Source organism: Desulfitobacterium sp., from assembly GCF_035539115.1.
GTDB lineage: Bacteria > Bacillota > Desulfitobacteriia > Desulfitobacteriales > Desulfitobacteriaceae > Desulfitobacterium_A.
Window position 1 is genome coordinate 1 of the sequence record NZ_DATLJA010000054.1, and the last position, 13,381, is coordinate 13,381.

Annotated in this window: 17 protein-coding genes; 3 read left to right on the forward strand and 14 right to left on the reverse strand. The window is 40.2% G+C overall.

Features of this window, described 5'->3' with window-relative positions:
* The coding region (locus VM640_RS09915) for a transposase (protein ID WP_325391739.1) at positions 1 to 201 on the forward strand (201 nt) is incomplete at its 5' end.
* 646 nt (positions 202 to 847) lie between these two features.
* On the opposite strand, the gene VM640_RS09920 is transcribed toward VM640_RS09915, so the two are convergent.
* The 12 genes from VM640_RS09920 to VM640_RS09975 all read right to left on the reverse strand — a co-directional run bounded on the left by VM640_RS09920 (position 848) and on the right by VM640_RS09975 (position 11,585).
* The gene (locus tag VM640_RS09920; RefSeq protein ID WP_325391741.1) at positions 848 to 1,309 is read right to left on the reverse strand and encodes a hypothetical protein; all 462 of its coding nucleotides are present in this window, start codon (positions 1,307 to 1,309) and stop codon (positions 848 to 850) included.
* A gap of 273 nt (positions 1,310 to 1,582) precedes the next feature.
* The gene (locus VM640_RS09925) at positions 1,583 to 1,753 is read right to left on the reverse strand and encodes a response regulator (protein ID WP_325391743.1); all 171 of its coding nucleotides are present in this window, start codon (positions 1,751 to 1,753) and stop codon (positions 1,583 to 1,585) included.
* Between the two features lie 16 nt (positions 1,754 to 1,769).
* Positions 1,770 to 3,137 (reverse strand): pyridoxal-phosphate dependent enzyme, encoded by a 1,368-nt coding sequence (locus VM640_RS09930; RefSeq protein WP_325391745.1) that lies wholly within the window; start codon positions 3,135 to 3,137, stop codon positions 1,770 to 1,772.
* Positions 3,138 to 3,169: 32 nt separating this feature from the next.
* Positions 3,170 to 4,336, reverse strand: coding sequence for a trans-sulfuration enzyme family protein (locus VM640_RS09935; RefSeq protein WP_325391747.1), 1,167 nt, complete (start codon positions 4,334 to 4,336; stop codon positions 3,170 to 3,172).
* A 328-nt stretch (positions 4,337 to 4,664) separates the two neighbouring features.
* Entirely contained in the window at positions 4,665 to 5,735 is a 1,071-nt protein-coding gene (locus VM640_RS09940; RefSeq protein ID WP_325391748.1) for a sulfate/molybdate ABC transporter ATP-binding protein, read from the reverse strand.
* A gap of 27 nt (positions 5,736 to 5,762) precedes the next feature.
* Positions 5,763 to 6,599, reverse strand: a complete 837-nt coding sequence (gene cysW, locus VM640_RS09945) for a sulfate ABC transporter permease subunit CysW (protein ID WP_325391750.1) — start codon at positions 6,597 to 6,599, stop codon at positions 5,763 to 5,765.
* A 10-nt stretch (positions 6,600 to 6,609) separates the two neighbouring features.
* Positions 6,610 to 7,458, reverse strand: coding sequence for a sulfate ABC transporter permease subunit CysT (gene cysT, locus VM640_RS09950; protein ID WP_325391752.1), 849 nt, complete (start codon positions 7,456 to 7,458; stop codon positions 6,610 to 6,612).
* An 83-nt stretch (positions 7,459 to 7,541) separates the two neighbouring features.
* On the reverse strand, positions 7,542 to 8,567 hold the full coding sequence (locus VM640_RS09955; RefSeq protein WP_414647949.1) for a sulfate ABC transporter substrate-binding protein: 1,026 nt from the start codon (positions 8,565 to 8,567) through the stop codon (positions 7,542 to 7,544).
* A gap of 200 nt (positions 8,568 to 8,767) precedes the next feature.
* The gene (locus VM640_RS09960) at positions 8,768 to 8,932 is read right to left on the reverse strand and encodes a YezD family protein (RefSeq protein ID WP_414647951.1); all 165 of its coding nucleotides are present in this window, start codon (positions 8,930 to 8,932) and stop codon (positions 8,768 to 8,770) included.
* 343 nt (positions 8,933 to 9,275) lie between these two features.
* Entirely contained in the window at positions 9,276 to 9,503 is a 228-nt protein-coding gene (locus tag VM640_RS09965; RefSeq protein ID WP_325391758.1) for a hypothetical protein, read from the reverse strand.
* Between the two features lie 122 nt (positions 9,504 to 9,625).
* Entirely contained in the window at positions 9,626 to 10,879 is a 1,254-nt protein-coding gene (locus VM640_RS09970; protein WP_325391760.1) for an ABC transporter permease, read from the reverse strand.
* On the reverse strand, positions 10,797 to 11,585 hold the full coding sequence (locus VM640_RS09975) for an ABC transporter ATP-binding protein (RefSeq protein WP_325391762.1): 789 nt from the start codon (positions 11,583 to 11,585) through the stop codon (positions 10,797 to 10,799). The genes VM640_RS09970 and VM640_RS09975 overlap by 83 nt, the downstream gene beginning before the upstream one ends.
* Positions 11,586 to 11,800: 215 nt before the next feature.
* Between VM640_RS09975 and VM640_RS09980 the strand changes: the two genes are divergently transcribed.
* Together VM640_RS09980 and VM640_RS09985 are read left to right on the forward strand one after the other, a co-directional pair.
* Positions 11,801 to 12,013 carry a helix-turn-helix transcriptional regulator gene (locus tag VM640_RS09980; RefSeq protein ID WP_325391764.1) on the forward strand — a complete coding sequence of 71 codons (213 nt, stop codon included), beginning with the start codon at positions 11,801 to 11,803 and terminating at the stop codon, positions 12,011 to 12,013.
* Complete coding sequence (locus VM640_RS09985; RefSeq protein ID WP_325391766.1) at positions 12,003 to 12,464, forward strand: DUF6773 family protein; 462 nt, start codon at positions 12,003 to 12,005, stop codon at positions 12,462 to 12,464. Before VM640_RS09980 ends, VM640_RS09985 begins: the two co-directional genes overlap by 11 nt.
* Before the next feature lie 89 nt (positions 12,465 to 12,553).
* On the opposite strand, the gene VM640_RS09990 is transcribed toward VM640_RS09985, so the two are convergent.
* Both VM640_RS09990 and VM640_RS09995 read right to left on the reverse strand, forming a co-directional pair.
* A complete protein-coding gene (locus tag VM640_RS09990; RefSeq protein ID WP_325391767.1) occupies positions 12,554 to 12,757 on the reverse strand; it encodes a TOBE domain-containing protein in 204 nt (67 codons plus the stop codon).
* 125 nt (positions 12,758 to 12,882) lie between these two features.
* Positions 12,883 to 13,381, reverse strand: a 499-nt coding sequence (locus VM640_RS09995) for a GNAT family N-acetyltransferase (RefSeq protein WP_325391769.1), incomplete at its 5' end; no start/stop codon positions are given.

Genomic DNA, 13,381 nt, shown 5'->3' on the forward strand with positions numbered 1-13,381 from the left:
ACCAATTGGCTGAGGACTCTTTGTTTTCCGCAAGGGCAAAGGACGATGCAAATTGAAAGTATTCGGACACGGCTTATTAAAGTAGCCAGTAAGCTGGTAAAGTCAGGTAGATCCCTATATTTTAAGCTATCTTCCAGTTTCGTATATCAGAAATTCTTTTGGAACGTCATGGGGCAACTGCAAAAACTTCAAATTGAATAGCTAAAGTATCGGTTTTGCCAGCTGAAAAAATTTGATCCTCACACCAAGGCTGAAGTCTAGCTTTAATAATGGAAATTTAAGTAAAATGATTAAACCGTTAATTTTTTCGGGCGTTGATAGTATCCTTTTGCTGCATCAATTAGAAGAATCTTAATTACTTTAGTGATTGTTTAAGCCACTATGAATAATTCGGGTTTTAATATCTTTATTCCAACATTTTTCTTTTGTCAATATCCTTTTTAAACATTAGAAATATAAATCTTCCAATAATTATAGAACAAGCCATTCTATTGCGCTGTGAAATACTGAGTTGCCCAGTTGCTCAAAGCATTCACATTTTGAGTGGAAATGCAAAGACCAGTCTAGAATCTTTAAACAAAAGCACACTTTAAGCGAAACTTCCAAACACGGGTATGGCACCCGTCATGTACGAAAAGTATACTGTTTCGAGCGTGGACACGAAAAAATTTCAGTGGAAACATCGCAAGCAGATATTACATTCAGTTATAAAGTTCGGATCCTGTCTTCAATCGGTCCATATAGCACAATGAAATATGGCTCTAAGAACTTATACACACTTTTCCTATTTGTTTTGTATTATATACTAATTCTTCTACAAGTCAAGATAGAAATTATAAGTAAGAAATTAATGAGTGGGCAAACTAATTTCAGACTCAAACCAATAATTCTTTGAACCAATCTTCATACTACTGTCAATTTTAGCCTCCAACTCAGGAGCAAACCCTTGTATTACAGCCAAATCCAATTGGCACAATAAATTACCGAGTTCTATTCCCTGTGACATCCGACAATAGGAATCAGTCGGACAATGGATGATGCGAAATTGATTAATCCCACTTTGAGCAACACACGTTTTATAATGACAAAAACAGGAGGCCCCATATTTTTCAATAAAATCGTTTAGATTCGGTTCTAACCCTTGTAATTCAATGCACTCCCGGATCGCTTTTCCTAATCTAATCCCGTACTCCTGTAAGGAAGTCCTTATTTCTTGACCTGGTTCTATTTTTATAATAAATTTCAGCAGCAAAAGATCTACTGAATTTTCGAGATTGCTTAGACTCTCACTCTCTTTCAAATCCTTCACACCTTTCTCTCCATAGTCTACCGTTCCAACTAAGTTGACAGATCTCCGAGAACCTCTGCCCGATTGACATCATGAAAGGGTCGATGGGAGTGGTGAGGTTAATGTTCTTTAACGCAGGTATTTCCCCATACGGAATGCTATATACCTTATTCAGATTGGATATACGAATCATCCTTTTCACCTCCTTTTATATGTCAAAAGCTGCATCCCATTATTGGGATGCAGCCTCCAGTTTTCCGGTCAGCCACTAAATTATTGGTTAAAGTAAAAATCTTATCCGTGGGAAAAGGTTTTCTGTGGGAATTTATGCTCGTAAAGCAGCTCGGAAATTTCTTTACCCGTTCCCGCAATTCCCACTACCGAGATTTCCGGACAAAGTTCCAGTGCTTTTGCGATCAGCTCCAAAACAAGGATGTTTTTCTTCAGATGATCATAATTCGCCATGAATCCTAACAGATTTCTATTTTAGTTTTTTTCGCAAATAATTAAGATAATCCATCTTGGTTATCAGTCCCAAAAATTGATCCTCTTTTTTAACAATGACTAAATAATCCTTTTTCAAGAGTGCTATGACATTCTTCAACTCATCATCAACGGATACGGTGACCACATTTTTAGACATATAATCTTGGATTGGTTTTTTAAAAATCTTTTCGTCCCCGTTTTCCACTGCAGTCAAGATATCCCATTCATCAATAATGCCAACAATTGTATTTTCGTTAAGTACCGGAATTTGCGAAATATCATACAAACGCATTTTAGAATGCGCGTTTAACAAGGTATCCTCCGGTTTCACTGTAATGATACTTCGCTCGGAATATTTCCTCGTAATCAAATCTTCCAGGTTTCCTTTATTTTCATGTTCAATAAAACCCTGATCCAGCATCCAAAAATCGTTGAACATTTTGGATAAATACTTATTTCCGCTGTCGCAGACAAAAGTCACAATGTTTTTAGGGGTCTTTTGTTCCTGCGCATACTTAATTGCTGCACTAAGCATGGTTCCAGTTGATGAACCTGCTAAGATCCCTTCCTTGCGCAATAAGGTTCTCACGGCTTCAAAGCTTTCGCTATCCGTCACCGAATACGCTTTTTTGATCAGGGTTTTGTCAAATTGATCCGGTACAAAATCCTCACCAATTCCCTCCACAAGCCAGCTGCCTGCTTGGGAAAGGGTATCATGATTCACGAAGTCTGCCAAAATCGACCCTTGGGGATCTCCTAAAATGATTTCTAAATCCGGTTTAACTTCTACAAAATAATCAGTTAACCCCTTTAAAGTCCCGGCTGACCCGACTGCAACAGCAATCGCATCTACCTCATGCTCCGTCTGCTCCCAGATTTCCGGTGCAGTCGTTAGTCTGTGAGCCAGTGGATTTGCCGGATTGTTGAATTGATTTACAAAATAGGAATTAGGAATCTCTTGGGACAACCTTAAGGCATAATCCTGGTAGTATTCCGGATGACCTTTTTCAACATCTGACCGAGTAATGATAATTTCTACGCCCATTGCTTTTAAATGGTTAATTTTTTCAGTACTCATTTTATCCGGGATGACCAAAATCAGTTTGTACCCTTTGGTAATCGCTGCAAGAGCGAGTCCAAGACCCGTATTGCCTGCCGTTGCTTCAATTAATGTATCTCCCGGCTTAATTTTCCCCTCTTTTTCGGCCTGCTCAACCATGGATATGCCGATTCGGTCTTTGATTGAGCCACCCGGGTTCTGACATTCTAGTTTGACAAATAATCGGCAGACGCCCACATCAAAACATCTAATTTCGACCAACGGAGTATTTCCAATTAAATCGATTGTCCTTAATGTTGCCACCCTCTTCAACTCCTTAATTATTTATTTCAGCTTCAATCCATTTGGCCTTGTTTAGCTGCAGCTAAAGCCTTTTTCAGGTCATTCACAAGATCATCCTTATTCTCAAGTCCTACAGATAAACGGATTAGATTATCCTCAATTCCGATCTTATGGCGAATTTCGACCGGGATAGACGCATGAGTCATGCTGGCCGGATGACAAACTAATGATTCTGCACCCCCTAAGCTTTCTCCAAACGTAATCAAGTGAAGTCCTTGAAAAAATTTGGCAAGGTCCTGTTTCCTGGAAATCGTAAAAGAGACCATTGCTCCTGGTGCCAATGCCTGATGACGATGAATTTCATAGCCCGCACTACTCTCCAAACCCGGATAATACACTTTCTCAATATCAGGACTTTGAAGGAGAAATTCGACGATGTGCCGGGCATTTTCAACATGTCGGTCCATTCTAACTCCCAGGGTTTTGATTCCTCTGATCAACAACCAGGAATCAAAAGGTTGTAAAATACCCCCGGTTGCATTCTGGATGAAGTGCAACCTTTCTCCCAGCTCTTCATTATTTACGACCACCAATCCCGCGACCATGTCGCTATGACCGCCAAGATATTTAGTTGCGCTGTGAACCACAATATCCGCGCCTAATTCAAGCGGTTTTTGCAAATAGGGGGTCATAAAGGTATTGTCCACAATAGTTAAAGCCCCTTTAGCTTTAGCCACTGCGACTACTCCGGCAATATCGGTAATGGTTAAAAGGGGGTTGGCTGGAGTTTCCAGCAGAATTGCCTTTGTCTTGCTGTCCAGAGCCTTCTCCAAAAGTCCAAGGTCGGAAGTATCTACGATTTCATAACTTAACCCAAATTGCGCGAATACTTTATCTAGAACCCGGAAAGTTCCGCCATAAACATTATTGGAAATAATTATTTTGTCTCCACTTTGAAATAGCATCAGTACAGCTGTGATCGCTGCCATCCCGGAAGCAAAGGCAAAGCCTGCCTTTCCTCCTTCTAGTTCAGTAATCAGCGTCTCCAGCGCTTCTCTGGTGGGATTGCCCGTACGGGAATATTCATAGTTTTGCGGCTCTCCGAAAGCATTCTTTCTAAATGTAGATGTTTGATAAATAGGAACACTGACCGCTCCTGTTCTTTCATCTCCATCGATCCCGCCATGAATCAGCAATGTTTCAATATGATCCGATTTCATTGTTTTCCTCCTTAAAAAAAATGATCTGTGAGCAGTTTCTCTAGGACTTTTATAACAGGATATGGGGCGGCTTCAAAAACCCTAAAACCTTTAATATTTATATAATGCGCTGCAACATTCCCTATTTGACTGACAAAAATCCCTTCTGGAAGGTATTGGGCTCAAGGTGAACATTTTGTTCGGGAATGGCTCACTAATAATCAACACCTCCAGTCATGTCCATCACGATTTTTAGGATTCCATCAAAAGACGAAGTGAAATACTTGAAGGCCCCTTCTAATTCCTAGTATTCCTGTAACAAAAGTGCCTTTCAAAAACTCCTTAGAACTTAAATCATATAATCATCCGGCGTATAAACCTTATATTCCTTAGGTTTCAAATAGACTTTTTGGTTTTCTTTCAAATCTAAGGTTCTGTAAACTTCTTTACTGATTTCAGCTTCTATATAATCTCCCGAATCTAACCGTTTTAATTCGAGATTGACGATCGGTCCAACCGCTCTGATATAGAGAATTTGTGCCTCGATAAAGTTTCCTCCAGCATTGACACTAACCTCAATATCGTGGGGACGGATATAGCTGATTACATTTTCATTCTCTGTTCCTACGTTTTCTGGGACATCAAGCTTTAACGATCCCAGCTCAACCTTCCCATCATGCACTCTACCATGAAACAGATTAACATCACCAAGGAAGTCATAAACAAACGGATTAACCGGGTTGTTATAGACCTCTTCAGGTGTACCAATTTGTTCCATTTTGCCTTGATTGAAAATTACAATTCTATCAGCCACATCGAGCGCTTCCTCCTGGTCATGCGTGACAAAAACACTAGTGATCGGATATTCATCATGCAGCTTTCTAAGCCATCTTCGGAGATCTTTTCTAACCTTTGCATCTAAAGCTCCAAAAGGTTCGTCTAACAATAAAACCTTGGGTTCCACGGCCAAAGCCCTGGCCAAAGCGATTCTCTGACGTTGCCCCCCTGACAGTTGTGCAGGATAACGATTAGCTAATTCCTCCATTTTAACCAAGGATAAGAGTTCATGAACCTTATCTGCAAGGGCGCTCTTGCTCGGTCTGAATTTGGACGGTCTAACCTTTAACCCAAAAGCGATGTTTTCAAAAACGGTCATATGCTTAAAAAGGGCATAATGCTGGAATACAAAGCCTACTTTTCGATCCTGGGTGCTTTTTTGAGTGTTATCTTCTCCATCAAAAATAATACTGCCCTTGTCCGCCGTTTCTAGTCCGGCAATAATTCTCAAAAGTGTAGTTTTACCTGAACCGGACGGTCCCAATAAAGCAACCAATTCTCCCGTATTGATTTTCAAGTTAATATCGGTTAATGCCTTATAGGAATCAAACGTCTTTGAAACATCTAATACTTCAATGCTCATCAAAAGTCCTCCAACTACTGCTTTTTCCTACTTCCTTATTTTCCAATCTGAAACAGATTTAACGATTAAATTAATGATTGCAATAACGGTTAGAAGGGATGCAACGGCAAAAGCAGCCGTAAATTTATATTCGTTGTATAAAATTTCAACTTGGAGCGGCAACGTGTTTGTAAGTCCTCTAATATGTCCGGAAACCACAGAAACTGCGCCGAATTCTCCCGCTGCTCTTGCAGTTGTCAGCATGACACCATAAATCAGTGCCCACTTAATATTGGGCAATGTAACATATAAGAAAGTTTTCCAGCCACTGGCTCCTAAGGTAAGCGCTGCTTCCTCCTCCGTAGTTCCTTGTGCTTCCATCAGAGGAATCAATTCTCTTGCTACAAAGGGAAGGGTCACAAATAGGGTTGCAATAATGATTCCGGGAGGAGCAAAAATTATCTTGAGATTCAAAGCGTTTAATACCGGTGCAAAAATTCCATGAGTCGTGCTAAAAAGCAAGACAAATATAAGGCCGGCAACGATAGGAGAAACTGCAAAGGGCAAATCAATCAGCGTAATCAATAAATTCTTGCCTTTAAACCTAAATTTGGCCACCGCCCAAGCAACGGCTAGACCAAACACGGTATTGAACAACACCGAAATTATCACCGTAATGAGCGTGAGTTTCACAGCTTTTAACGCGATAGGATCACTAATCGAAGCAAAGTATAAACCTACTCCTTCGCCAAAGGCTTTGATAAACACTGAAAGAAGTGGAATCACGAGGATCAAAACAAAAAAAATCACAGCAATTGAGATTAGGGCAACCCTCACAAATTCCGAGCCTTTATTAGCTCTCTTGTAATTGGTACTTATCGCCATATTAACACTCCTAACCCTCATCTCTGTTGCTTGCCCACCACTGGGTCAAATTAATAAATAATATCATAATAAACGAAATGATCAGCATTACGGCTGCCAGAGCTGTAGCCCCTGCAAAATCATATTGTTCGAGTTTTGTGCGAATTAAAAGAGGTGCTATTTCAGTTTTCATAGGCATGTTGCCTGCGATAAAAACAACCGATCCATATTCACCCAAAGCCCGTGCAAAAGCCAGGGCAAAGCCCGTTATTATTGCCGGAAGTAGCTCTGGGATAATGATTTTGTAAAAGGTCTGAAACCGTGTTGCTCCCAAACACGCAGCTGCCTCTTCCGCCTCCAGATCAATACTTTCTAAAACCGGTTGAATTGTTCTTACCACGAATGGAAAGCTAATAAAGATTAACGCTAATGTTATTCCCAAAGGAGTATACGATATTTTCAAACCTAAAGGTACAAACAACTTGCCAATCCAGCCATTTTCAGCATATAGAGTGGTCAGTGTAATCCCTGCAACAGCGGTAGGGAGGGCGAAGGGTAAGTCAATTAAACCATCAATAAGTCTACGCCCGGGGAATGAATACCTTACAAGAACCCAAGCCATCAGAACTCCGAAAAACACATTGACTATGGCTGCTAAGAACGAAGTACCGAACGATAATTTCAAGGAGGCCAAAACTCGTTCCGTATAAACGACTTCCCAGAAAGATTTTAAACCCATATGTGAAGTATTAAGAAAAATCATGGAAATAGGAATCAATACGAGTAAACTAATATACAACAACGAAAAACCCATGGTGATGCCAAAACCAGGGATAACGCTCTTCCGCTTTATTCTTAGTGCATTCTTTCTTAAGCTCATCGATTCACCTTCACAAGATAATAGAACGGTCCCGATAGTGAGGCGCCACCAAGAGTACAGAACCGTTCTATTCCTATTTCATCTTATTTTTTAATATAGATTTGGTCGAATATCCCACCATCAGAAAAGTGATCTTTTTGTGCTTTGTCCCATCCACCGAAGACATCGTTAATATTAAAGAGCTTAACTTGTGTGAACTGCGAAGCATATTTCTTCGCAATGGCTTCGTTTCTTGGTCTGTAGTAGTTTTTAGCCGCGATTTCTTGGCCTTCATCACTATACAGATATTCAAGATAAGCTTCGGCAACTTTACGGGTTCCCTTTTTATCAACAACCGAATCAACAACAGCTACAGGTGGCTCAGCTAAAATGCTGAGTGAAGGAACCACAATTTCGAATTGATCTTTGTTTTTAAGTTCTTTGGTGGAAAGGAATGCTTCATTTTCCCAGGCAATTAGTACATCGCCAATACCGCGCTCAGTGAACGTAATGGTGGAATCACGAGCTCCTGAATCAAGAACTGGCACGTTATTAAAAAGTGCTTTAACAAATTCCTTTGCTTTTTCAGGATCGTTACCATTCTTTTCAAGAGCATATCCCCAAGCTGCAAGGTAATTCCAGCGGGCGCCACCTGATGTCTTGGGATTTGGTGTAATAACCGATATTCCTGGCTTCACTAGGTCATCCCAGTCCTTGATATTCTTCGGATTGCCCTTTTTTACAAGAAAGACTATGGTTGATGTATAAGGTGTAGAGTTATTGGCCAAACGTTTCTGCCAATCCTTATTGATTAATTCCCCGTTTTTGTTAATCGAATTGATATCATAGGCCAAAGCCAGGGTTACTACGTCAGCTTCCAATCCATCCAGTACTGATCTAGCCTGTTTTCCAGAGCCACCATGGGATTGTTCTACTGTAACATCTTGTCCGGTTTTCCCCTTCCAATATTTCACGAATGCCACATTGTATTCCTGATAAAGCTCACGGGTAGGATCATAGGAAACGTTAAGCAGCGTGACAGGCTTCGTCTCTTCTGATTTTGCTACCCCCGCGGATGCGCTCTGGTTCTGAGCACCGCAGCCAACTAATGAAACAATAAGCGTCATCATGAGCGCCACTAAAACACCATGTTTTAGCACTGACCTTCTCTTCTGGGTGTTCTTTGGTCTTAACATTTTATCACTCCTCATTTTTATATACGAAAAAAGACCCGAGACAAAGCTTTCAACGCCATAATATGGCGTGAGAAATGTCACAGGGCCTTTGGTTCACCAATCAGCCGAATGCATTATGAAATTAAATCCTTTGTCTACTGCGTCTTTTTCAGCCTAAACTTCTCATTTTTGTCAATTTGAATGACTAATCCATCTTGAATAATTAATGTAATTGATCCATGCTTCACAGTCTTAATGATCATTAGGAGTTCCTTTAACCAGGAATATTTTGATGGTTCACTAATAATCAACACCTCCAGTCATGTTCACCACATTTTCTTAACTCAGGTCCAGTGAACCAACAGCTCCGTACACGAAAAAGCCTTTTAGTTTTCCAATCAATATAGTTGGTTTTTAGGGTAAAAATAACGCTTAACTCTACATACCTTTCTTAATATTTTCATATGTTAATTGACCCCTCCTTTATTCAATAAAATCCTTACGTTTTATAAAGATTCCAACGGAAGATTTGGAAAAATACCTAGTATTCCACTATGTTTTATTAGTAAATTGGTTAAAGCAATCGTATTATATAAATATTGTTTTGTCAATAGCCTTTTTTTCCCATCCAATACCAAATGAACAAAAAAACATCAAGTGGTCTTAATTGACGAGAACACTCAAGACCTGACCTGACGCAAATTTGATTTTACCTTTTGTACGACGTGTTTCCGAACCTTGGATTGCCTCAAGGGACGTGTTTCTTACAACAATACACTGATGGCAGTACGGACCAAATCCACAGCCTCTGGGATCATCGTTGTGATGAATACAACCCAACACACTCCCACATCGATGCAAATAGGAATCCTCCATCTTGCACTTTTTCATTGACCCACTCTTTTTTGCAAGTCTTTCTCTCCCTTACATCGATATTGCACTTGATTTCATTTTGATCTTGTACCCACCCAGTTTTATAATTTATTCGCTCTACCTAATATTTATCTCTAAAATTAGTATTTCCTTTGTAGACCCCCATTTAGATTAAAGGAAACAAGCTTTCTAGCTGTAAAATAGCCTATGAAAAGTCCAACGGGTAACATTACTAAAGCGATTAGCCAGGCTTGGGTTTGTATTGCCACCACAAGTCCAATGATAAGCTGACTTGGCAAGGCCATAAGAAATAAGGCATGGCTTGCCGCATTTATTTTTGTTTCAGGAAGCCAAGGAAATAGATTTACAAAGGGCGAGTTAACCACCTCTAACCAGTATAACCTAACGACGGCTGTCAAAAGTATAATAAAAGTCATCCAGAGAAACCATTTCCAGTCTGGCGGAAAAGCCGAGAGCATCAATAGGCACGCGCCCACGACTTGTAAGTAAAAACTAACGTTTTCACCTTTTCGCAGCGTGGATTTGAGACACAGCTCCACCAAAACATTCTCAGGGGTGCGCTTCTTAAAGAGTCGATTAGAATTTCTGAACAACCAGGGACGCTGTCTCAAGTTCCTTGGACTTTTCGCTAGAGTTCCAGCCTGTCGTAAGAGAAAGTTGACCAACTTTAATCTTGCAGCTTGCCCTCTTCTTACATCGTCGTGGAAAACGCCTTGAAGGGTTACCCGTATGGAGCTAAGCAGAATTAAGGCCATGAAGAGCACCGTCATTGACAAAAAGAATAGATCCTGCCAGCCTGTAAGGAAAGCCACACTTTGCCTCAAATAAACACCTGATGCTGTAAAGAGAGCCAACTTGACAAGGTTTTGTCTCCAACCTTGGAAACGTCGTTCTACAAGTTGTATAACTATACCCATACTCGTCTTAAGTCCGAATACGAAAATGATGAACCCTACTAATTCGGCAGAAGAAAAACCATAGTGTAGCAGCAAAAACGGCGCGAGTATTAGGAACAAGAGCGAAGTCATAAACATGTTAAACCCAAAAGAATAAGCTAAACTGTACTTTATGAGTTTCTCTCGCCATCGTTTTTGCTGGAAAAGAAAAAGTTGATCGGCATCTTCCACGAATATACGGATTGTTCCTGACCAGACGAAAAGGAGGATAACTCCTAATAGCGCATTGAGGGGGATGTAGTCGAGCCAGCCCGGAACATTCTTCCACCAAGAAAGATATGCGTCTAAAAAGAGAAGTGAAAAGGGAATAACAATATAAAGCGCGACAATCCAGTCAACGGCCGTTTTCCATGCCTCGTACTGATATTTCCATTCTGAAGCAATGCGTCGGAAAAAGAATCTGCTTACGGTAATCATGAGCAATTCTCCAAAAGTTGGACGAAACAGTCAAATAAAGAGCCTTCAGGCAAATGGCTATGCTCTCGGATTTCGTAAGATTGCCTCGATCAACCACCGTTCCCCCATTCATGAGCGCAAAAGAACTACAAATCTTTTCTGCTGTATCCAACATATGCGTAGTCATCAATACTCCTGCGCCGTTAGCTCTGGCCAAGTTAATAAGATTCAAGAAGTCTTTTATTCCCAGCGGGTCCAGGCCCACAAAAGGCTCATCAATTACGTAAACCAAGGGTTCAATGAGAAAACCCAAAATAAGCATCACCTTTTGTTGCATACCCTTAGAAAAAGTAGATGGCAGATGGTGCTTAAATTCAGTAAGGCAAAAGAGCTTGAGTAAATCTTCTGCTCTCGTCACAAATTCATGTTGACCAATTTCATAGACGGCTGCGGCAAGTTCTAAATGCTCCCACAGAGTTAGCCCTTCATATAACACAGGCTGTTCCGGAACATAAGAATACCGCCTACCGTTTCCGGCAAATTCTACTTGTCCATCAAGTACTGGCAACAACCCCATAATCGCTTTGATTGTTGTGCTTTTTCCGGCACCATTTGGCCCAATGAGTCCCACTAATTCACCAGATTTCACAGATAGAGCCACGTTCTTAATGGCATCTTTATCTCTGGAATATCCGGCCTTATTTATGTTTACCCTGAGTAATTCCATTGAATTATCCTTTCCTGGCTGCCCAGATCTACAATTCGTAGGTTTATTCTGAAGAAATTAGCCCAGTTCCTCCTAAAATTATTCTACACATGCCATATCTTTCCTCCTTTTCCTGAGAAACTAGACCTGAATACCCATCTGAAGCAAGTCGCTATATGTAATATATATTTGGCATTAGGTCTCTTTTATATTACACTGATCTTGAGGTGAAAGCTATGGGAAAAAATCTGCGACTCAAATCTGCTAGAGCCGCAAAGGACATATCTCAAAAAGAACTCGCTGAAACGGTTGGCGTTACCCGGCAAACCATTAACGCCATTGAGAGTGGCGATTTTAATCCCTCAATACGCTTATGCATCGCCATTTGTAGAACACTCAATAAAACACTTGACCAAATCTTTTGGGAGGATGATGGGAATGCTGAATAAAATAAATTCAAACAAGTACTTTGATGAAATGCAACTCCAAATCCGCAACAAAGTTGGAAACCAGTGCTTTTTCATACTCTTTTATTTACTGTTATTCGATATGTTTCTCGGAGAGCATGGGGTTCAGTGGGCGGGCAGTCCTATGAGTAAGTTTGTGATAATGATGTTAACCATGGTCTACTATTTAGTTCGGATTGTTTGGGCGGGGGCTTATGCCAGCGCGTTTACCCAGCGTAAAGAAAATGTATATCCCCTGGTAGGCTTACTTTCGGCTATGGTAATTACAGCAGGGTTACTCTTGATAATTATTAAAACAAATTTCTTCAAGGAAAGTTTCAGTATTTCTCCTGGTGGTATCTTACGCTTGTTTATATTTTACTTTGTCTTTATCATGATCATCGTCGTTTCCAGTAAAATATCAAAGCGTAGAAATGACAAAGGAGACGATTAATACCCTTAACGTTAGCTTTCGAGGAAGGAAAAATAAAAAAGCCGGGTGACTCTTTTGGTCTCCCGGTTTTTTTATTCCCTTTTCGATTGTTATTTGGCTATCATAACCGAACTTGCCTTAATGATAGCAGTTGCGTCATCACCAACGTTTAATTTCATGGATTGTGCCGAACCGGTGGTAATACTTGAGACAATGCTTACACCGTTAAAGTCTAGAACAACTTCCGTTGATACAGGCCCTTCCTTAATTTCTTTAATTTTACCTTTTAATTGATTCCTCGCTGATAATTGCATTAGACACCGCCTCCCAATTTTATGAGTAGTTTAGACTAATTTTTAGATCATTATACAAGCGTATGAAAAACCCCGTGGATATTTGCATGATTCCTCTGCAAACATCCACGGGATTTAACACAATCTCATATTGCAAATCTATATAATGAAACGGTTCTTCCTTCAATATTTGATGGTACTTCTTCAATGTACTGAGCACCCACTTTGTTATAAAACCCTTTGGCCTTAGGATCGGAAAGAAGGAATAAGTGATCTATGTTATCCCTTCTACACATTTCTTTCGCGAACGAAATGAGTTCAGATCCAATCCCCTTCCCAATAAACTCTGGCTGAATAAAGATGTGATCTAACCAAAACCCGCGTTGCATTAAGAATCTTCCAGTCCATAAATTTTCTTTGACCTCAACTATTGAGAAAAAGCCAATTACTTTTCCGTCAACTTGTGCGACATAAACAGTATTCTGATTTAGGTAATCAGGGGTAATGGTTAACTCGTTTTTCCAAATTTCAAAGTACTCATCTGGATAATTCCAATATCGTTTTGCTGCAAATGAAATTGAAGTCAATTCAGTGCTGTCTTCTTCGTTGGCTCGTTTAATTATAATGTTCAAAAAGTCACCACCT